At 42.7% G+C, this 19,700-nt stretch carries 20 protein-coding genes; 11 read left to right on the top strand and 9 right to left on the bottom strand.

Features of this window, described 5'->3' with window-relative positions:
* The first annotated feature begins 24 nt into the window (after positions 1-24).
* Together BN2425_RS17150 and bla are read left to right on the top strand one after the other, a co-directional pair.
* On the top strand, positions 25-2,070 hold the full coding sequence (locus BN2425_RS17150) for a peptidoglycan D,D-transpeptidase FtsI family protein (protein ID WP_042462000.1): 2,046 nt from the start codon (positions 25-27) through the stop codon (positions 2,068-2,070).
* Positions 2,071-2,324: 254 nt separating this feature from the next.
* Complete coding sequence (bla, locus tag BN2425_RS17145; protein WP_074433083.1) at positions 2,325-3,197, top strand: class A beta-lactamase; 873 nt, start codon at positions 2,325-2,327, stop codon at positions 3,195-3,197.
* Between the two features lie 206 nt (positions 3,198-3,403).
* Here bla and BN2425_RS17140 read toward each other — a convergent pair whose 3' ends face one another.
* The 4 genes from BN2425_RS17140 to BN2425_RS17125 are packed head-to-tail and all read right to left on the bottom strand — an operon-like array spanning position 3,404 to position 7,520.
* Complete coding sequence (locus tag BN2425_RS17140) at positions 3,404-3,604, bottom strand: CLC_0170 family protein (RefSeq protein WP_042461996.1); 201 nt, start codon at positions 3,602-3,604, stop codon at positions 3,404-3,406.
* A 22-nt stretch (positions 3,605-3,626) separates the two neighbouring features.
* Entirely contained in the window at positions 3,627-4,841 is a 1,215-nt protein-coding gene (locus tag BN2425_RS17135) for a Ger(x)C family spore germination protein (RefSeq protein ID WP_042461994.1), read from the bottom strand.
* Positions 4,822-5,931: a GerAB/ArcD/ProY family transporter gene (locus BN2425_RS17130; protein ID WP_042461992.1), complete on the bottom strand. Its 1,110-nt coding sequence runs from the start codon at positions 5,929-5,931 to the stop codon at positions 4,822-4,824. The genes BN2425_RS17135 and BN2425_RS17130 overlap by 20 nt, the downstream gene beginning before the upstream one ends.
* Positions 5,932-5,978: 47 nt before the next feature.
* On the bottom strand, positions 5,979-7,520 hold the full coding sequence (locus BN2425_RS17125) for a spore germination protein (RefSeq protein WP_042462269.1): 1,542 nt from the start codon (positions 7,518-7,520) through the stop codon (positions 5,979-5,981).
* Positions 7,521-7,819: 299 nt separating this feature from the next.
* Between BN2425_RS17125 and BN2425_RS17120 the strand changes: the two genes are divergently transcribed.
* Together BN2425_RS17120 and BN2425_RS17115 are read left to right on the top strand one after the other, a co-directional pair.
* Positions 7,820-8,068 carry a spore germination protein gene (locus BN2425_RS17120; protein ID WP_042461990.1) on the top strand — a complete coding sequence of 83 codons (249 nt, stop codon included), beginning with the start codon at positions 7,820-7,822 and terminating at the stop codon, positions 8,066-8,068.
* A 186-nt stretch (positions 8,069-8,254) separates the two neighbouring features.
* On the top strand, positions 8,255-8,575 hold the full coding sequence (locus BN2425_RS17115; RefSeq protein ID WP_042461988.1) for a hypothetical protein: 321 nt from the start codon (positions 8,255-8,257) through the stop codon (positions 8,573-8,575).
* 68 nt (positions 8,576-8,643) lie between these two features.
* Here the strand turns inward: BN2425_RS17115 and BN2425_RS22330 are convergent, their stop codons facing one another.
* The gene (locus BN2425_RS22330) at positions 8,644-10,089 is read right to left on the bottom strand and encodes a restriction endonuclease (protein WP_052352926.1); all 1,446 of its coding nucleotides are present in this window, start codon (positions 10,087-10,089) and stop codon (positions 8,644-8,646) included.
* Between the two features lie 336 nt (positions 10,090-10,425).
* Between BN2425_RS22330 and BN2425_RS17105 the strand changes: the two genes are divergently transcribed.
* Complete coding sequence (locus tag BN2425_RS17105) at positions 10,426-11,118, top strand: aspartate/glutamate racemase family protein (RefSeq protein ID WP_042461986.1); 693 nt, start codon at positions 10,426-10,428, stop codon at positions 11,116-11,118.
* Positions 11,119-11,160: 42 nt separating this feature from the next.
* Here the strand turns inward: BN2425_RS17105 and BN2425_RS17100 are convergent, their stop codons facing one another.
* Positions 11,161-12,030, bottom strand: coding sequence for a DMT family transporter (locus BN2425_RS17100; protein WP_042461984.1), 870 nt, complete (start codon positions 12,028-12,030; stop codon positions 11,161-11,163).
* 136 nt (positions 12,031-12,166) lie between these two features.
* Here BN2425_RS17100 and BN2425_RS17095 point away from each other — a divergent pair, with 136 nt between their 5' ends.
* The gene (locus BN2425_RS17095; RefSeq protein WP_042461982.1) at positions 12,167-13,042 is read left to right on the top strand and encodes a LysR family transcriptional regulator; all 876 of its coding nucleotides are present in this window, start codon (positions 12,167-12,169) and stop codon (positions 13,040-13,042) included.
* A gap of 73 nt (positions 13,043-13,115) precedes the next feature.
* Here the strand turns inward: BN2425_RS17095 and BN2425_RS17090 are convergent, their stop codons facing one another.
* The 3 genes from BN2425_RS17090 to BN2425_RS17080 all read right to left on the bottom strand — a co-directional run bounded on the left by BN2425_RS17090 (position 13,116) and on the right by BN2425_RS17080 (position 14,711).
* On the bottom strand, positions 13,116-13,577 hold the full coding sequence (locus tag BN2425_RS17090) for a CBO0543 family protein (protein ID WP_042461980.1): 462 nt from the start codon (positions 13,575-13,577) through the stop codon (positions 13,116-13,118).
* 124 nt (positions 13,578-13,701) lie between these two features.
* Entirely contained in the window at positions 13,702-14,037 is a 336-nt protein-coding gene (locus tag BN2425_RS23455) for a CBO0543 family protein (RefSeq protein ID WP_319922086.1), read from the bottom strand.
* A 209-nt stretch (positions 14,038-14,246) separates the two neighbouring features.
* A complete protein-coding gene (locus BN2425_RS17080; RefSeq protein WP_042461979.1) occupies positions 14,247-14,711 on the bottom strand; it encodes a low molecular weight protein-tyrosine-phosphatase in 465 nt (154 codons plus the stop codon).
* A 148-nt stretch (positions 14,712-14,859) separates the two neighbouring features.
* Between BN2425_RS17080 and BN2425_RS17075 the strand changes: the two genes are divergently transcribed.
* The 5 genes from BN2425_RS17075 (at position 14,860) to BN2425_RS17055 (ending at position 19,681) form a co-directional block, all read left to right on the top strand.
* Positions 14,860-15,750 (top strand): hypothetical protein, encoded by an 891-nt coding sequence (locus BN2425_RS17075; protein ID WP_052352925.1) that lies wholly within the window; start codon positions 14,860-14,862, stop codon positions 15,748-15,750.
* Between the two features lie 77 nt (positions 15,751-15,827).
* Entirely contained in the window at positions 15,828-16,415 is a 588-nt protein-coding gene (locus BN2425_RS17070; RefSeq protein ID WP_042461977.1) for a DedA family protein, read from the top strand.
* A 195-nt stretch (positions 16,416-16,610) separates the two neighbouring features.
* Positions 16,611-17,777, top strand: coding sequence for an MGDG synthase family glycosyltransferase (locus BN2425_RS17065; protein WP_042461974.1), 1,167 nt, complete (start codon positions 16,611-16,613; stop codon positions 17,775-17,777).
* A 22-nt stretch (positions 17,778-17,799) separates the two neighbouring features.
* Positions 17,800-18,957, top strand: coding sequence for an MGDG synthase family glycosyltransferase (locus tag BN2425_RS17060; protein WP_042461972.1), 1,158 nt, complete (start codon positions 17,800-17,802; stop codon positions 18,955-18,957).
* A 25-nt stretch (positions 18,958-18,982) separates the two neighbouring features.
* Positions 18,983-19,681, top strand: coding sequence for a polysaccharide deacetylase family protein (locus BN2425_RS17055; RefSeq protein WP_042461970.1), 699 nt, complete (start codon positions 18,983-18,985; stop codon positions 19,679-19,681).
* The last annotated feature ends 19 nt before the right edge of the window (positions 19,682-19,700 follow it).

The raw sequence follows: 19,700 nt of genomic DNA, 5'->3' as shown, positions 1-19,700 counted from the left end.
CCCAATTGGAAAGGGCTGATATTTTTGCAGAAAAAAGAAAAGATTGTAAAAGGTAAGATTCGCTGGAGATTGAATAGTCTGTTTTTCCTGGTGTTTGCACTTTTCTCACTGTTAATTCTTCGTCTTGGGTTTATTCAAATTTTAAAAGGAGAAGCCTTTGCGGCCCAAGCCAAGAAGACGGATGTGACACCGGTCAGCTATTCCGTCCCGCGCGGAAAAATATACGACACCAATGATCGGTTAGTCGTCTATAATATCCCGGAAAAGGCGATTGTCTATACACCGCCGAAAAATCCGCAGCCTGATGAGCTGCTTAAATTGGCCAAGAAACTAAATACCTTTCTTGTCATGAACGAAAAAGAAATCAATAAAGTAACCGATCGGGATTTGAAGGATATCTGGCTGCTGGAACATAAGAATGGTACGGATTTAATTACTAACAAGGAGGAGAAATTATATAAACAGGAAAAACTGACCGACAAGGATTTATATCAATTAAAATTGGACCGCATTACAGAGAGTGATCTCCAGACAATGGACAAAAACCTGGCAGCCATCTACCGGAAACTATCGACCGCCATCGCTTTAACCCCGACGATGGTCAAAAATGAAAATGTAACCGACGAAGAATATGCGAGGGTTAATGCCAATCTGGAAAACCTGCCAGGATTGGATGTTACAACCGATTGGAAGAGGGGCCGTACATACGGGGATACATTTTGGAATATGCTTGGGGAGGTAACGAGTGCCGATGAAGGCCTGCCGGCAGAAAAAGCATCCTACTATACGGCGAAAGGGTATGAATTGAATGACCGCGTCGGAAAAAGCTATATTGAAGAGCTTTATGACAGCGTCCTGCGGGGCGAAAAGGAAAAAGTGAAAACGGTGACCGACCAAAGTGGAAATGTGGTGAGGACAGAGACAGTTTCAGAAGGGCAGAGCGGCAAGGACCTGGTTCTGACCATTGATATGGAATTTCAGGCCCAGGTAGAAAAAATCATGCAGGAGGAGTTAGTCCAAGCGATTCAAAAGCCGCATACCGATACCCTTGATACGGCCTTTGTTGTGGCCATGGAGCCGAAAACCGGCCGGATTCTGGCGATGTCAGGAAAAGTGTATAACCGGGAGTCCGGAGACTTTACTGATTTTACCCCGGGAACCTTTACGTACGCCTTTGAACAGGGGTCCGTCGTCAAAGGTGCTACCGTATTAGCCGGATACCAAACCGGTGTTAGGGATTTCGGGGAGACCGAATTGGATGAAGTCATGCATTTTAAGGGATCAGGGACCTTTTCTTCTTATACGGTCATGAATAGAATTAATGAATTAGAGGCATTGGAACGTTCATCCAATGTTTATATGTGGAAAACCGCAATTGAAATGATGGGGGGCAAGTATGTCCCTAATGGCACCTTGAATATCAATCCGAAAAAAATCGAAACGATCCGCTATTATTTCAACCAATTCGGTTTGGGCGTGCCGACTGGTATTGGTTTTACCAATGAGACGGCTGGAATAAAAGGAATCAATGCCAGCACGTATTTTCAAATTGCCATTGGACAACTGGACACGTATACGCCGATGCAGATTGCCCAGTATATCACCACCATTGCCAATGGCGGCTATCGCATGAAGCCCCAATTGGTGAGAGAAATCCGTGAGCCCAATCCGGATGGAGATGAGTCGGGAAACGTAATGGATGAAATCGAACCAGTGGTGCTGAATCGGGTGGATATGAGTGAGGAAATGCTGAAGCGGGTTCAGCAGGGTTTTTGGCTGGTGACCCATGGTTCACAAGGAACAGCGAGAGGATTTTTTAAAAATGAACCTTATGATGCGGCAGGAAAAACCGGGACTTCGGAATCTTATAAAAAGGGGGTGAAGACTTGGAATCTTTCGTTTGCTGGTTATGCTCCATTCGATGATCCCAAGATTGCTATTGCTGTTATTGTGCCAAATGCCTACCGTGATGGTTACGCCCAGCCGCACAGTGCAGCTAATGTTATCAGCCAGCGGGTGTTTCGGGCCTATTTTGACGATACTGAGCAAGGACAGCCAAATACAAAATAATTGACAGCTAATTACTACGAATGTAGTATTATATACGCGCCTTAATACTACATGCGTGGTATTAGGGCTGTAACTATCAGTATTGGAGAAAGGAGAACAATTTGCCCGGCATTTTAAACTTAGCGCCGATTAGTTTGGATTAAAACATTATGACTGACTCAGACATCAATTATAAATAGAAAGAGGTTAAAATCTTGAGAAAATCACATCATTATTTCAGTTTGAATCATTTTATCGTTGCCTTGCTTGTGCTAATGCTTGCCATTGTGCCGCTCGCCGGCTGGTCAAAGGCTGCCCAAAACCTTTCCGACAAGCCCGAAAAGGCAGTCAAGAAGACACCAGTATCTCAATTAAACCGTGAGTTTGCCAACCTCGAGAGCCAATTTGACGCACGGCTCGGAGTCTACGCGATCGATACAGGTACCAATCGGACCGTCTCTTATCGGCCGAATGAGCGGTTCGCTTATGCATCTACTTACAAGGCTTTAGCCGCAGGTGCATTGCTGCAGCAATCCTCCATGGACCAACTCGACGAATTAGTTACCTACAACAGCGAGGACATCGTTTCGTATTCACCTGTCACGGAGCTTCACGTAGATACCGGAATGACGCTTCGGGAAGTAATCGATGCGGCTGTCCGATATAGTGACAACACTGCAGGGAACCTTTTATTGAAAAAATTGGGAGGCCCTGAGGGATTTGAAGCAGCATTGAGACAGATTGGCGATCATACGACTATGGCTGATCGCTATGAGACTGAATTGAACGCAGCTATTCCTGGCGATAAACGAGATACCAGCACACCAAAAGCCCTTGCTGCCAGCCTCGAGGCTTTCGCTGTAGATGACGTGCTCCCTGCTGGAAAACGGGCGCTGCTGACAGATTGGATGCAGGGAAATGCCACCGGAGATGCCTTAATTCGTGCCGGTGCACCAACTGACTGGGAGGTCGCAGATAAGAGTGGAGCAGGAAGCTATGGAACACGGAATGACATCGCGGTTGTGTGGCCGCCAAACCGAGCCCCGATTGTCATAGCCGTTCTATCCAGCCGCGATACCCAAAATGCCGCCTATGACAACGCGCTTATCGCAGAAGCTGCCAAGATCGCACTTAATGCTCTGAAATAAACGGGGTGAAGCAGGGGGACGGTTCTCCTGCTTCGTTTTAGAAACGTTTTTTAATTTAGCCAGACAAGTAGTGCGAGGATGGATCTTACGCTGCAAGTTTGAAGCGCAAGAACCGTCCCCGTGTTTCATGGAACCGGAAGAACTGACCCTGTGATCCCAATGGAACCGGAAGAACCGTCCCCGTGGTCCCCGTGGTCCCGTGGTGGTCACCAGACGAAGTTCTGATAGATCCAATTGAAGGCGAGTAATCCGGTTCCGATCATGATGTTCATCCAGCCAAGGAGACGTGAGACTTTTTGTTCTTTTTTCAGGCCGTCTTTTTTGTATTTTTTGACGTCTGTTAGCAGGAGTATGAGGCCGGATAGGCCGAATAGTATGATGGCGTACATCATATAGCCGATATTCAAACGAATCATCATCCTTCTGTTGTTATTTTGCTTTCATGCCGACGCGGTGAATAAAGGTATCTACTTTCACATCGTAGGTGAGCTGTTGATAGGCAGCTTCCCAATTTTCTTTTGTTTTGATGTTTCGGTTCCAATACCGTGGCAGCTTGGCCCGAAAGTGTTCTCCAAAACCAAAAACATCAGAGCCAGCGTTTTGTGTGGTGGCAATTAATTTTTCAATCGACATCCTCATGTCTTTGGCTGTTTCTTTTTCAATACTCTTCAACACTTTTGAGTCGTTGATTTTCACTTTTGGACTTTCCTTTTCATCGATTTCACATTCATAGCGGACCTTAAGCCTGACATGAGGGCGTCCGTTTTTGAGTTCAATCTTGGTTTTGGTTTTCCGGCTCCTTACTTGGACCATGACCATTTGATCGGTGCCAGGAACATGTACAAAAGCGCCGTACCCGCCTTTGCTATCTCCTTTTACTGCCATAAACACGCCGATTTCAAGCGGTGATGTTTTGCCTACCATTTTATCTCCCTTAAAATAGGCAAGCCCTTTTAGTTCGATGATGTCCTTTTGCTTTATGGTTAAATACGGAAGGTAGGCTTCCTGCCCTTTACTGGAATAAATTGTCCAAAATAGTCCGATAAAACTAGGCGGGAACCTCCCTAAAGAAGATAAATTATCGACCATATCGGCCAAATACAGGGAGGGAACTCGGTCCAAATCAGGCGCCAGCTTCATATATTTGGAGGCAGCTTCTTTTGACACGACCAGAGCCGCCGTTCTGCGAATTTCTGGATTGCGCCTGAGAAAATCATTGAGCCGTTTTGTTCCCTGCTTCGCCACGTTTTCATTTAACACAATAATTCGTAAATGTCCGAGAAACAGCTCGTCCGCCACTTGCTGCTGAAGATTCAGCAAAGCATCCTCCAGTGTATGGCCGACGACACTCATGACCAATACGGGCTTTTGGTCGCCTCCTTGGTCAGGCCCAAGGGGAATCCGACCCGGAATCGCAATCTGAGCCGTTACCTTAATCAATTTCTGGTTTGGCATCTGAAAACTTTTTTTTAAATGAGCTACCTCTCCATCCTTCTCCTGCTCCTTTTCACTCGCTTCGTCAATGCCAATGGCCAATATGTTGGCACGGCGTTCCATTTCCATTGCGTCCCAGCACCCGGAAAGCAATGGGAGGAGGAGGACGAAAAGCAGCAGAAGTACTAGGTTACGTTTGTTGCGACGCATTTTCTTTCCGCCTCCTATTCTTAATAAAATCAATAATTAGCAGTATTCCGGGGTACAAAATGGTAATCAGCAAGCCTACTCTGCCCACAAACTTAATAAACTCATACATTTGGATCAGATTTTGTGGCAGCATCGCAGAAATAAACACGAACGGGAAAATAGAGCAAGATAGCATCTTATGGTCCTGAAGGTGCAGCAATTGTTGGATCGAATAAATCGTAAAATAATAGCTCGAGAATAACGTAGTAAATACGGCAGTCACCCAAACGGCTAGGAAGATGACATCCAGCCGCTGCAGGACATTTCCAGGCAACGCTGTTGTTCTCGCCAATTCCAGCGTCGGCCAAAAAATTTGCTTTATCTCTTCTGCTCCAAAAACTGCTACTGTCGCAATCACCAGTAATAAATACAATCCACCCGAGATGGATATCCCAAACAGGCTTGCCTTTATCGCCTTTTTGGGATTTTTCATAAAAGGAATAATCATCGTTATAATAAACGAACCTTGAAACAGTGCGGAAATGGTTAAGGTCCCAAATAACATATGGGGAAGATTGGTGCCGATGATCGGGCGTAAATATAACGGATCCGCATTTTTTAACGATAAGGCGACTACGATTAAAACTGGGGCTACTAGCATCGGAAGATAAAAATTGTGAATGTAAGAAAATACATTGATCGCATTGCGGCAGCTGATACAGGCGAGCAAAAGCATGACGATGACAGTGACCTCTAACGGGGTTTCCTGTAAAACGCCGGTCACCACTACCTCACCGAATTCACGGGCAGCAAGCCCGGTTAACACAAAGAAAAATAGGATGACAAATAGGCTGCAAATCCTGCCGAGTACCTTTCCGATGATGTCTTCGCTATAGGTAATGATGGTCTTTTCGGGATGGCGAATCCCCAAAAAGGTAAGGATGAATAGCCCAATCGCCCCTAAAACCATACCTAGAAGGGTGACAAGGGGTGCTCCCGTGTCACCTGCTTGTACGGCAAACAGGGGCAGCGGGAGGACACCCACGCCAATAATGGTACTAATTAAAATCGCAGCGGCTTGATAGGTTGTGATTGGTCTTGTATTCTCCATTACTCGCATCCTCCATTCCTTGTATCCTTTCTAACTTGTACTTTCCGCTATTCATGATCAAAACCGTTCCGCTTGTTACTTTGGCTTAATCGTCTGCGATTTCTGGAGTTGAGAAATGCCGGTCTTCTAGGCATTAGCCACAATGGGGCACGGAAAACCACATCTTTCATCCCCTGGTAGTTCTCTGGGGAGACCGGCGCCATATACGGCACTCCGAATGATTTCAGCGACAGCATGTGGTTAAAAATAAAGATGATGCCGATAACAACCCCATATAAGCCAAAAATACCGGCCAGAATCATGATCGGAAACCGCAGCATCCGGAGCGCAAATGCCGCGGAATAGGCAGGAGTCGCAAAGGAGCCAATGGTCGTAAGGGCAATGGCGACAACGGTGATGGGACTTGCCAAACCGGCCTCAACTGCGGCCTGTCCGACCACTAAAACCCCGACAATCGATAAGGCGCCGCCGACCTGCTTCGGCAATCGGACGGTGGCTTCCCTTAAGACCTCCATGGCCACTTCAATAATCAATACTTCGACGACGGCTGGGTAGGGAACACCGGCCCGGCCTCCGGCAACGGCAATAGCAAATTCGGTTGGCAGCAATTCGGGATTGAACGAGATGAACGAGACATAAAGCGCAGGGAAAATCAGCGAAAACACAAGCGCCAGCATTCGGGCCATTCGGACAAAGCTGCCCATCATAAACCGGGACGAATAATCTTCTGTTGTTTGATAAAATTGGTTGAAAACGACAGGGACAAGCAAGGCAAAAGGGGACCCATCCACAAAAATGGCCACTCTGCCTTCGGCCAGATTGGCAACCGTTTTATCCGGTCTTTCCGTACTTTGGATTTGTGGAAACGGGGAAAAGGGATTATCCTCGATAAATTGTTCGAGATAGCCAACATCCATGATGGCATCAATCTCGATTTCGGACAGTCTTCTTTCCACTTCCTGTACGACATTTTCATCCGCGATGCCCTTTAAATAGCAATAGGCTGCGGTGGATTGGGTCAGGCGTCCGATTTTCATGGTTTTGACTTGGAAGTCAGGGGTTGGCAGCCGGTATCGAAGCAATGCGAGGTTGGTTTGAATGTTTTCAATGAATCCTTCGCGGGGCCCTAAAATAACTTGCTCGGTTTCCGGCTGGGAGATGGACCGCTTTTCCACATTGCGTGTCCCAATGTGAATCGCTTCCTCCATACCGTCAATAATCAGCACGGTTTCACCGCATAAAATGAACTCGATTACTTTTTCCATACTCTGCTCAGGCTGAGCCTGGCTATGGTAAAGTGTTTCTTTGGTAATCAGTTCGGCTAACTGGCTTAACGGCCGGTTTCGATCCTTTAAATGATCTGGGACATACATAAGAGGTTTTAGAATATCATGATTGATACTATCCTGTTTGACTAAATTAGAAAAATAGAAAATGGCTGCTTCATACTGTCCAAAAACCTTGAAGGACTTGATTACCAAATCATCATTATCACCTAAAACCTGCTTAATTCCAGCCGTTGTCTCATCAAGCGAAGAGGAAAGAACCGCACACGGCTCCGAGCCTTTACCATATTCCAACTTCTTCATCCGTTGGCTACTCTTAAAAAGCACCACATACCGCCTCCCTACCCATAACTTTTACCAAAACATCCAAAATAACCTGGGTCATTATTCCTAGATTTGGGTGCCAAGGGGACCAAAGGGACGGTTCTTCTGGTTCCCTTTGGAGCCTGTTTATAAGGAGTGGCCAGCACGTTCACTTGTTTATTTGGGTGGCGTTGACTAGTTCATCTCTAGGGTGGTGCACAAGAACCGTACCCGCGTTTCACATAGCATGTATAAACGACCGATTGTACGGCTCCATGACCGATTGGAGGTGAATAGAAGTGGCAAATGAAAGTGAACCAAAGTCATTTCAAATTAATATTTCCAATATACAAGTGAACGGTTTGGCCCAAAACGCCAATATCAATTTCGGTGCGACTGTTCAAAATAGCCACACATCCAACTTGAAATTTTTTGGGACAAATTTCTCAGCGGGGGATGGATCTCCTGCTGCATCCAGTATGAATACCAAAGTGAACGAGAATATTACCAATGACCAAGGACAAATCGATAACGTGTCTGAAACTTGATGCACAGGGACGGTTCTTCCACTTCAAATTTTGAAGCAGGAGAGCCGTCCCTCTGTACTATAAGTACCAATGCATGATGATGGTAATTAAGAGCAAAATAATGAATGAGGAGATGTAAAGTTCATCGCAAATAAATGGCTAACTTATTGGGGATAGGTTTATAAAAATGAACAAAGGAGTAATAAAATGAAAGCTTGGGTTGCTGTATTATCGATTCTAGGCGGTATATCGGGAATTGTTAGTGGATTTTTAGTCACAGCAGGCGGGGCGGTGTTTGGAGAAAAAGACATGGCCAGCAGCGGTGCTACGGTTTTTTGGATTTCTGCATTGGCTATTATCTTAGGGTTTCTTGCATGGAAGTTTAATAAAATTAGCGGTATTTTGTTGATTATTATTGCTATTTATGGGTTGGTCGCAAACGGATTGTTTTATATCTTCGCGTTTATCTTCCTACTCATTGCAGGAATCCTTTCCTTCCGCATTAAAACCACCCCAAAAGAATCATAAAAGACAGGCGTCTGAGCCTGCCTTTTTTTTAGGAGCAGGGACATACTAAAAGGAAAACCCTAGCTTATTTAAAATAGTTCACTTAGTTTTTCTTTAATATAATTTCGATCCCAGAGAATCACGTCGTTTGAATAAGCCAAATCTCTAGCAGAATCGGTAAAATAGTTATTGGTGATGACGATTCCTTTTTCAAGCTGGTAATAACTCAAACCAGCTACCACTTCTTGAACGGCTTTATTGTTAACGGCAGAGGAATAGCATTTAGCTTGGACCCCAAATCGTTTTCCGTTTTTCTCTACGATTACATCAATTCCTTGGTCGCCTGAACCCTTCGTCACTGTTGTGGTATAACCCATTTTCGCAAACAGTACACCCACAAAGTTTTCAAATTCATGACCACTCATTAAATCCACATCATTAATGGTAACCTTCATTTTCTGCTGATTTCTCATTAAGTTACGCTCGAAATCCAATAACTTTTTATTCTCTAACGCCTCATTGAGGACTTCCACAAACAAATCCGTACAATCCAAGTAATTGTCTAAGTCTTCAAATTTACGATGATGCATCAAATAATAAACGAAAGGTGAAGCATGCCGCACCAACTCAGGATCGATGGTATCAATACAACAGTAGGTGACCACCGCTTCCTCTAATGATTGTTCTTCAATATTGGTGAAATATTCCCCATAATCTTGAGCCCATTTTAGGGAAAAATATTCAATTACTTTTTTATATAAAAGAACATAGGTTAAGTAATAGGTATGCGTCAAATCATTGAGTTGAAGCTTTTTGTTGATTAATTTTACAAGTAAGTCAAAATGATTTTCAAAGTAACGGTCAACTTGTTCCTGATTGTTGAGTTTTTCGTATGTGGTCGTTTGAACGGCCCCGTCTTTTCCGCCCTTTGTTTCGAACTCATCGTGCATAAGTAATGATCTTCTCATCGTATCAGTTGATAAAAGCAACATCTTGCCAATTCTGTTTTTACTATATAACTTATATTCGACTCCGATAATCATATCGGCTTGGAAAAAGGTAAATGGGTCCACACTCTCAATGAAGTTGGTTAATAGACTATTTATTTCTTGGTTATACAGAAGTATTTGCGTAGCCTTTAATTCCATTTCACTCTTAAACTTGATTCTCTCGTCCGTAAACTTTTGATTAAGAGAATCCACATGCTGCTTAACCGTCTCCGCTTTTTCCGGTACCATCAAAAAGGTAGTATCTTGATTCATGCAAACTTCTACTTCGCCTTTATACATCGAAGAAGGGGTTATGGTGAATTCCTCTTCACCTTTGCCGTTTGATTTATGGGTAATTCTTTTCCATACGGAGGATTGGCGAGTATAGGTCTCGATCTCGTAACAATGTCCAAACAGGGTCAAAGTTGCCGGAACAAAAGCATTTTCCTCTTCATCGTTATAATAAATATCTTTAATGATTATTTTATCTAATAATAAATCTGCTTGATATTGTTGTTCTACTTCATCATTTACAGAGCTATTCAATTTTTATCACCCCTACACAAATATTTTACTATTTTACAATAATATTTCCATGTTGAATTATCACCATAGTTCCCATAAAAGGCCAACCGCATTTTGGAAAAAATAAAAATACTTTTATAATCGTCGATAACTTATATTGTAAAATAAAATTACCTACAAAAATGATCACTAATATTACATACCAAGGGATTGGAAAAAGGCTAGGTGCTGAAGGGATAGAAGGGACATTGGCTGTTCTCGAAGCAAGGCGTGAATGGGAGTCTATTCTATTCCAATCGTTAAAACTGCCAAAACATAAAATAGATAACTCTGATTTTCAAAGGGAGGAATAGGGGATTGAAAACAATTGGATTAATTGGCGGCATGAGTTGGGAATCTTCGAAAGAGTATTACCGTATCATAAATGAAGAAGTGAAAAATAGATTGGGCGGATTGCATTCAGCCCAATGCATTCTATTTAGCGTTGATTTTGCTGAAATTGAAAGATACCAAGCAAATGGAGAGTGGGACCGTGCTGGTGCTGTTTTGGCTAACGCCGCGTCTTCCTTAGAGAAAGCAGGTGCAGATTATATTGTAATCTGTACCAACACCATGCATAAGGTTGTTAGTGAAATCGAAGCAAACATAACAATTCCCGTTCTGCATATTGCTGATGCGACCGTCAAACAAATGCAGGAATTTCATATAAAGAAAGTCGGGTTACTCGGTACAAAATATACGATGGTAGAAGACATTTATACATCTAGAATTGAAGCATGTGGCATAAAGGTACTGATTCCGGATAGAGAGGAAATTGACCGTCTAAATGATATAATTTTTAAAGAATTATGTTTAGGTACAGTCAAACAGGATTCCAAGGAATTTTATCAAAAGGTAATCAGGAATTTAGTGGATCGGGGAGCGGAAGGAATCATATTAGGCTGTACCGAGATTGGCTTGCTAGTGAAGCCTGAGGATGCGGAAGTTCCCTTATTTGATACCGCCGTGCTTCATGCAATCGAAGCTGTTAATCTGGCAATGGAAGAATAAAAAAGGAAAAATCCATCCCTCTGAAAGGATGGATTTTTTGCCCTAAGCATCCACAACATTTGATGTCATTTGGTTATGTTTGCTATTCACAAACCAAATTCCTGCCAGGACCAGTAAAATCCCTGCTAACGTCACTAGTTTTAAGCTTTCATGCAAAAATAGTCCGCCAGAGATAACCCCTACAACTGGGACAAGGAGCAGCGAAGTGGAGGCTTTGCTAGCTTCTGTGCTTCTTAAAATATGATTCCACATCACGAACGCCAAGGCAGAGGCCACAATCCCCGAGAATAGAATATAAACGAGCGGCAGAAATCCCCAATGTGCTTGACCGTGTTCAAAGGAAAGCGAATAGACCAATAATCCCACCGCGCCAATCGTCATTTGCCAAGTGGTAAATTGGATGCTATCACAATGCTTTAATTTCAGTTTAAACAGCAAGTTGGCAACCGCCCAAGAAATAGCAGAACTTAACGCCAGTAACATAGCCCAGAAGGATCCTCCTAAATGGATGTCCATGGCGAGAACTAAACCAACGATGCCAAGAACAATCCCAACTGTCTTTTTTGCGGTCAACTGCTCTTCAGGGATCCATTTATGGGCCATAATCGATAAAAACAGCGGCATACTGTAGGTGAGAACGGAGGTCAGACCGGCACTCACATAGTTAAGTGAGATTTGAATGGCGATGTTAAAATAGGTGGTTTGGAACAATCCGCAGAGAACAAACCACTTAACATCCGATTTATTCGGCAGAGGGATTTTTTTCATAAAACTTACGCCAAGGAGGACGATGGCACCGGTCAAAAATCGCAATGCTGCGAACAGGACAGGAGGAAACGCCCCATTTCCAAACTTCATAATCACAAAATTAAATCCCCATATAAGGCACAGAATCACCATCGAAACCTTCATAGAAATGACCCTCTCTCTAGGTGTTTAATTTTTCTTTATTTTCAAACAATACTTTACAACGGGAATATATTCGTGTCTAATATATAAATATCATACTTTTAAGTCGGAAAACGACTTAATCAGGAGGAATCATAGCGTGGAACTGCGTCAGCTTGAATATTTCACGGTAGTGGCGGAGGAGCTGCATTTTGGACGTGCCGCCTTGCGCTTACAGATGACCCAGCCGCCATTAAGTCAACAAATATTGCAGCTTGAGAGGGAACTTGGTGTGAAATTGTTTGAGCGGTCAAAGCGGCATGTGGAGCTGACAAACGCGGGAAAGGTTTTTTTGCACGAAGTTCGCCAAATCCTTCCCCAATTAGAGCTGGCTAAAGCTGCAGCGCAAAGGGCACAAATGGGAGTAGTGGGTCGGTTAGTGATTGGATTTGTCGGCTCTGCCACATTCGATATTCTTCCGATCATTGTTCGGGAGTTTCAGGAACAGTTTCCATCCGTAGATTTGGATCTTCGCGAGATGCCTACTCCCATGCAAATCGAGGCCTTTCACAGGAAAGAAATCGACATTGGCTTTGTAAGGCCTCCCGTAGTCGATCCGCTTCTCTCGCTTTTATCCGTTCATCAAGAAACTTGTATCGCCGTTGTACCCAAATGGCATTCACTAGCCAAACGGGCTTCCGTATCGATGAGTGAATTGAGCACCGAACGGTTCATTTTAGTGGAAAGAGAGGTTTGGTCGAGCTGGTACGATGATATCCTCTCCAAATGCCGTGATGCTGGCTTTAGCCCCATCATTCGGCAAGACGTGAAAGAAATACAAACAGCCGTTGGGCTGGTTGCAGCAGGACTGGGGATCAGTATCGTGCCAAAATCAACAGTCAATTTACATGCGCGGGATGTTGCCTACGTAAGCATTGAAGGAGAAGCCCCTCAAGTAAAAATGAGCATCGCCTGGCGAACAGACAACCAATCCACCATCGTCAAACAATTTCTCGATACAGTGAAGCAGAGATGAAGCAGGGGGATGGTTCTCCTGTTTCATTTGTTTGAAGCACAAGAAGCGTCCCAATATTCTACAATCCCAGGATTTAAGCCTTAGAGAAAAACCATACACAGAATAAACGGGATAGAAAAAACGAAAGACAAATGGTAATCCAACTTAGATACCATTCCCAATGAATATATTTGATGAGGTCGGTGTATTTTTCAATAATGACTTCAGCAATTGTCAAAACAGAACTAAATCCAATGTAATACCCCAATTGAACAAAGGTTCCTCGTTTATAGGGGTACCAGACATTAAAGATGGCACAGGCGACTGGAAACGCATAATGTTCATACGTGAAGCTAGTCCGGTTTATCGATGCAAATAAACGAACAGGATATGTAATCATTCCCAGTTCCACGACAACTAACCCTATCAGAAAAGTAATAATCTGTTTAAACAAAAACGCCACTATCGCTAGTCGGACTTTATTCTTGGGGATAAAGAATAGAAGCCCTGTAGACACTACGTAAACCCCCGCCAATATCCACCAGTCAATTCTCATTTGCTCCTCCAGTTCGGCCAAAAAACAGTCTTTTCCTTATAGAACCAATTACAGAAGACATGACTCACGTAAAAGAGAAACGCTATGTAAAGCCACATCCCGTACCACGTCAAACGGCCGTATTCTAATAAATCAGTGTATCTTTCCAGAACAAGATCATATAAAGTGACACACGAGACCCAACAAAGTAATAGAGGAATCTAGCCCAAAGGCTGTTCTTTGTTCTCTTGTGTACGTAATAGATGGAAAACAATACGGGGTAAAAAAAGTAGTTGATGGTAATAGTGAGATCAGACGCTTTAGGGAATATCCTGACAGGTGCACTTAACCAACCATATGAAAATGCAGGCATATCACAAGTCCAGATGAAAGCTTGAAAAACAAGGAGTGACAAGAGCCCCTTACGGCGGTCACTGCGTGGAATAAACAGAATAAAGCCGATAATACCGAACACCCACATCGTTGCTAAAATTAGCTGATCTCTTAGCATGATTTAAGAAGTTCCCTTCTCAATAAAATAAATAGGATGATATACCCGTATTAAAAGTTTTTCCATTTTCTGAAACAGTATGTAGAACGATCCACTGTGCATCGACTTTTGATACAAACAAAAAAAGCGTAAAAGATTGGTAAATATAAAAAGTCAGGATGATTCCCCTGACTAATGCTTTATAAATTGTGTTCGCTGCGGATTTTTTTTAGTAATTGCCTACAGCCGGCTGACACCAGGCGATAGGTTTCCTCAAAATCGCCTGTAAAAGCCGGATCGGGAATATCATTCTTGTGTTTGGTGAGGTCGAGCAGCCTGAAAATTTTGGGATGATTTGGCTTCCCGGTAATCCTATAAATATCTTTTATGTTGTTTTTGTCCATCCCAATAATATAGTCGAACTTCCAAAAGTCTTCTTTCTTTAGCGAGCGCCCCACAAGCCCATCAGATGGGATTTTGTATTTTTTTAGGGTATAAACCGTTCCTGCATGCGGGGGAAAGTTAAATTGCCATGGAAAAGTTGCAGCGGAATCCACTGCAATGCGGCTGGCTAATTTTTCTTTTTTGACTAAGTGGCGAAACAAAGCCTCGGCCATTGGGGAACGGCAAATATTCCCCAGACAAACAAATAAAACATTGATCATCCACATTCCTCCTTAACACAAGGTATGACATCGCCACGGGGACGGTTCTTCTGGCTTTATTCATTTGAAGCAGAAGAACGGTCACTGTGTTTCATTTAAAAATATTGTCGTTTTTTGTTAGAATGGTAGGAGAAAGGGGTTTTAGAATTTGAAATTTTTTATCGCAACCATCTTATCCGCTGTCCTATTATTTTCTTTGGCTGCTTGTCAATCTTCATCTGAAGGGACAACAAAACAAAATCAAACACAATCGGAAACACCTAGCAAAAAGAGTGATAATACTACTACAAAAACCGAACAATCATCTGAAGACTCAACACAATCCCAATCCAAGCAAACCACACAGGCTTCCAATACAAACACCAATGGAAATCAACAAAGTGAAGAATTTTATTATGGTCAGTGGCAAATTAAAAAAGTCATCGCATATGGTCCCGCAGGAACTTATAGCACAGACGACATCAATGCGTTAATCGAAAAACAAGTAACCTTTTCAAAAGAGAGCGCCACTTGTTTCGGAGAAAAAATCGAGGATATGAACAATGTGGCCACGAATCCTGTTTATAAAAAGCGAGTTATTGCGAAGGCTGCTTTTCCATCAGAATATCGAGTGACCTTTGAGCAGCTTGGTATTACGGGAGATACGGTTACTGAGCTTGATGCAACGGACGCAAATGGAATTTGTACGGTTACCTTCATTACGCCTGATAAAAATAAACTGATTTTATTTGGGGGCGGTACATTTTTTGAAATGAATAAACATAGTACACCGTCTTCTGAAAACCAAGCAGCCATCGAAGAAAACAATCGAAATAAGGCTATTTCCTTGGTAAAAGATTACTTGCGTGCAAAAGATGACCTGGTAGAAGATCAAAATCATTTTGTGCAATTCGAAGAAACCTACAATCGCTATTATATTGTTAGGTATTCTACCTTGGTCTCAGGTCATACCTCTACCAATGGACGTTACGCAGTCGATCTTGCTAAAGGAAAAGTCATCGATTTAACAGATGCTGATTTTAGTGTTTTAAACAAATAAAAATACAAATTTTCATATTGGATATAAATAAATAGTGTAGGTTTAAACTTAATTCATCAAGTGAATAAAGAGGAATTATGACCATTGACTCTCTGTTACATTATCTTAATACGTACGGCTATCTGATTATTTTCATCTTTTTATTCTTTGGCATCGTAGGTATTCCGGCACCGGAAGAATCACTGCTATTTTTAATCGGCGTGTTAATTAATCAACATAGCCTGTCTCTTATACCTGCTTGCTTGACAGCGGTTCTGGGAGCTTTTTCTGGCATGCTGTCAGCCTATGTACTGGGCAAATATGTAGGAAGCCATTTTATCGAGAAATATGGCAAATACGTTGGAATTACAGAAGAACGCTGGGCAAAAGTGAAAAACAAATATATGAAAAATGTCCACAAAACGATTGTATTTGGTTTTTACATGCCCGGTATCCGGCAAATCAGCCCGTATTTTGCAGGAATAAACCGTATTTCATTTATGGATTTTCTTGTCTCTTCCTTTTTAGGAACTGTATTATGGACACTCCCGTTTATTTTAGCCGGCTATTATGCCGGAAGCGCCTTTCACATCAATCCTAAATATGTTCCTTATTTAGGGCTGGTACTGTTGCTGATTTTTTTGTTGGTTGTGTTCGTGAATTTTTTTAAAAAAAGAAAAGCCTGAAATAGGCCCTCAAAGGTGTCAGGCACCATGTGTATTCCCGCATGGTGCCTGACACCTTTTCTTTTGCCTAAACTTAAAAATCTCCTGTCCGTTTCATTAAAAATTGATGAAAAAGCAAGCTTTAACATTAATCGGTGTTAGATTAGGAAAGTAGAAATTACAAAAGCTTCCTGCTGAACAGGAGATGAAACAGTCATGAAAAAGATTTTGTTCTTGCCGTTTTTACAAATGCGCTCAGGGCATCATCAGGTTGCCGAGGCATTAATGGATATTGTGGAGAAGCAATTAACTGGAACAATGATGAAAAAAGTTGACCTTTTAAGCTATGCCAATCCACAGCTTGAAAAAATGATTACAAGCGGGTATTTAAAATGGATTCGCTATGCGCCAGACACATATGACCTTGCCTATAAAAAATTCTTTTATACAGCAAATGACCATTCCTTTAAATGGCATCATTATTTCTTTTTGAAAAAAATGGAGCAGCTGCTCATGGAGGAGAAGCCGGATTTAATTGTCTGCACACATGGTTTCCCATCCTATCTTCTCAGTCAGTTGAAAAGAAAGAGAAAATGTGATGTACCGGTTATCAATGCCTACACAGATTTCTTCATTAACAATGTGTGGGGCCGAGAAGAAATTGAATATCATTTTGTTCCCAGCCGGGACGTCAAAGAAGAACTTATAAAAAAACATCATCTATCGGAACAAAGGATTATCGTGACGGGTATTCCCGTCCATCCGGAAATCAGCAAAACCACGATGGTGAAAAAACGAGGGAGCAGGCCCCAAATCGTCATTTCTGGCGGAAATAGTGGTCTGGGAGGGATTGTCAAACTCTTGAAAACATCCAAGCAATCCTCATCATGCGATTTCTACGTCTTATGCGGAAACAATCAGAAATTGTACCAGGAAATCCTGTCCTGGAATGTGGACCATATCAAGCCGCTGCCCTACCTATCATCAAGGGCTGAGATGAACAAATTGTATGAAAAAATGGATGCGATTGTCTCCAAACCAGGCGGGGTCACGATTAGTGAGGTTCTGCAAAAAAGGCTGCCCGTATTTGTCCATTCTGTCCTTCCGGGACAGGAAGAAATCAATTTACGGTATTTAACTCAAAAAGGGCTGGTTTTTAAACTTGACCCGAAAGCATCGTTTGAACAGGAATTGCTGAGCATCTTAAACGACCCTAATAGGATGAATCAATGGGAACAATCAATCCTAGCCTATCAAAATGGAATTGAAATGGAGGGACCGATAGAACTGGCGAAAATGATGAACGGAGTTCTGGAACAAGAACCACTGAAGCCTGCAGGTCAGGTTGAGCAGTTAAAGGTTTATCGATTAGCGAGAGCTTAGATTGGGAGAGGAGGAGAAAGGAATGAAGTCCGTAGAAAAAGACAAATATCTCATTCTTTCAGCCACATTTGGTGATGGCCATAAACAAGTAGCCAATGCCATTAGTGAGGCGATAGAGTATATGCTTGCTGATGCGGAGCCTGTCACGATGGATGTCATGGAATGGATTCATCCCTATCTTTACCCAATCAGCCGTTACCTTTATAAAAGAGGCATCGCTAAGTTTCCGCAGTTGTACAGCTTTTTCTACCAGAAAACCCGAATTCGGAATGCTTTGTCCGATAAGTTAAACTCACTCTTTTTAGTAGGGATGCAGTCTATGCTAAAAATCATTCAAGCGATCGAGCCAAAGGTAGTGGTCAGCACTTACCCATTTGCTGCTGGGATCATCTCCAAATTAAAAGAGCAGAGGTTGATTGACATTCCAGCCGTCACCATCATTACCGATTTTACAGACCATTCCTATTGGATTTATCCCGGTACAGATCAATATATAGTGGCATCCACTGAGGTACGTGATCGATTGATATCATTAGGGGTTGAAGAGTACAAAATCAAACACACCGGAATCCCAATTCGCAAAAGATTCTTGGAAGTCGACCCTAGGGACATTCTTTTGAAAAAGTATCAAGTTCATCATAACCAATTCACGCTCCTCATCATGGGAGGCGGGGATGGCTTCTTTGGAAAAGAACATTCCATCTTCCAGTCGTTAGAGGGCCTGTCCATTCCGATTCAGGTTTTTATCGTTTGCGGAAAAAACACCAAGTTAAAGCATCAATTAGACTGGGAATTAAAAGGCTCCAAACATGATGTGAGAATCTTGGGCTACTGTGACAATGTCCAGGAATTAATGGCGATATCGGACTTAATGATCTCAAAGCCAGGGGGAGTGACCATCTCGGAGGCACTCGCGATGGAATTGCCCTTGCTAATCTATCATTCCCTGCCAGGTCAGGAAGAAGATAATGCCAACTATTTAACTCAATCAGGATTTGCACTCATAGCAAAGTCTAAGAAGGAACTAATTGACCTGGTGGAAAATCTTATCCAAGATTCTGCACCATTACAGTTGATGAAGCAGAGAATCAAAAAAGCACAAACCAAAACATCTTCCTCCGATGCCCTCCGTGTGATTGTCAGCGCGGCAAATCGGAGACAAACAAAGAAAATCGGATAAAAAGGAAAGGGAGGTGCTTCATTATATGGGCTACATGATTTCAGCCATTCTATTCATCATTCTACTATACACTGTTGTGCCCTATTTTCTATCACGTGGTCTAGGTCTGAAGGTTGTAAAGAGCAGGAAAGACTCATCACAAGTTGCTTTTACGTTTGATGATGGGCCAGACCCCAACTATACTCCCATCCTATTAGATTTATTGAAGAAAAATGGAGTAAACGCGACCTTCTTTGTGGTTGGAGCCAAAGCTGAAAAGCAGCCTGAGTTGATTCGGCGCATGCATCAAGAAGGCCATTTGATTGGCATTCACAACTATGTTCACCAATCAAACTGGTTGATGTCCCCTTGGAAAGTTCACAAGGGGCTCGAGGATACAGCGAAGATTATTGAAACAATCACGGGGGTCCGGCCTGTTTATTACCGACCGCCATGGGGAATGTTGAATCTTTTTGATTTTGTTAAAAAAAGCAGATACCAGATTATTCTCTGGTCGATCATGGCCGAGGATTGGCGGACCTCTGGCGGCAGTGAAAAAATTAAAAACCGTCTAGCCAACATAAAAGGCGGCGATGTCATCCTGCTGCATGACTGCGGCGATACGCCGGGGGCGGAATTAGATGCTCCCAGGAATACGATTAATGCGCTAAAGGATGTATTAAAAGCCGTGAAAATAAAGGGATACACCTGTGTACGTGTCGACGAATTACTAAAAGAGTTGTAAGCATCTGACGCGATTGTAA

The sequence above is a fragment of the Neobacillus dielmonensis genome, assembly GCF_000612665.1.
In the GTDB taxonomy this organism is placed as follows: Bacteria; Bacillota; Bacilli; order Bacillales; family Cytobacillaceae; genus Neobacillus; species Neobacillus dielmonensis.
The sequence above is the reverse complement of the archived record's forward strand: the minus strand, read 5'-3'. Positions and strand labels throughout refer to the sequence as shown.

Bases quoted from the DNA above. Each gene is read 5' to 3' on its own strand.
- bla (WP_074433083.1), top strand. From the start codon at position 2,325: ATGCTTGCCATTGTGCCGCTCGCCGGCTGGTCAAAGGCTGCCCAAAAC.
- BN2425_RS17135 (WP_042461994.1), bottom strand. From the start codon at position 4,841: ATGCGTCGCAACAAACGTAACCTAGTACTTCTGCTGCTTTTCGTCCTC.
- BN2425_RS17130 (WP_042461992.1), bottom strand. From the start codon at position 5,931: ATGGAGAATACAAGACCAATCACAACCTATCAAGCCGCTGCGATTTTA.
- BN2425_RS17125 (WP_042462269.1), bottom strand. From the start codon at position 7,520: ATGAAGAAGTTGGAATATGGTAAAGGCTCGGAGCCGTGTGCGGTTCTT.
- BN2425_RS17115 (WP_042461988.1), top strand. From the start codon at position 8,255: ATGAAAGCTTGGGTTGCTGTATTATCGATTCTAGGCGGTATATCGGGA.
- BN2425_RS17100 (WP_042461984.1), bottom strand. From the start codon at position 12,030: ATGAAGGTTTCGATGGTGATTCTGTGCCTTATATGGGGATTTAATTTT.
- BN2425_RS17090 (WP_042461980.1), bottom strand. From the start codon at position 13,577: ATGAGAATTGACTGGTGGATATTGGCGGGGGTTTACGTAGTGTCTACA.
- BN2425_RS23455 (WP_319922086.1), bottom strand. From the start codon at position 14,037: ATGTGGGTGTTCGGTATTATCGGCTTTATTCTGTTTATTCCACGCAGT.
- BN2425_RS17080 (WP_042461979.1), bottom strand. From the start codon at position 14,711: ATGATCAATGTTTTATTTGTTTGTCTGGGGAATATTTGCCGTTCCCCA.
- BN2425_RS17070 (WP_042461977.1), top strand. From the start codon at position 15,828: ATGACCATTGACTCTCTGTTACATTATCTTAATACGTACGGCTATCTG.
- BN2425_RS17065 (WP_042461974.1), top strand. From the start codon at position 16,611: ATGAAAAAGATTTTGTTCTTGCCGTTTTTACAAATGCGCTCAGGGCAT.
- BN2425_RS17060 (WP_042461972.1), top strand. From the start codon at position 17,800: ATGAAGTCCGTAGAAAAAGACAAATATCTCATTCTTTCAGCCACATTT.
- BN2425_RS17055 (WP_042461970.1), top strand. From the start codon at position 18,983: ATGGGCTACATGATTTCAGCCATTCTATTCATCATTCTACTATACACT.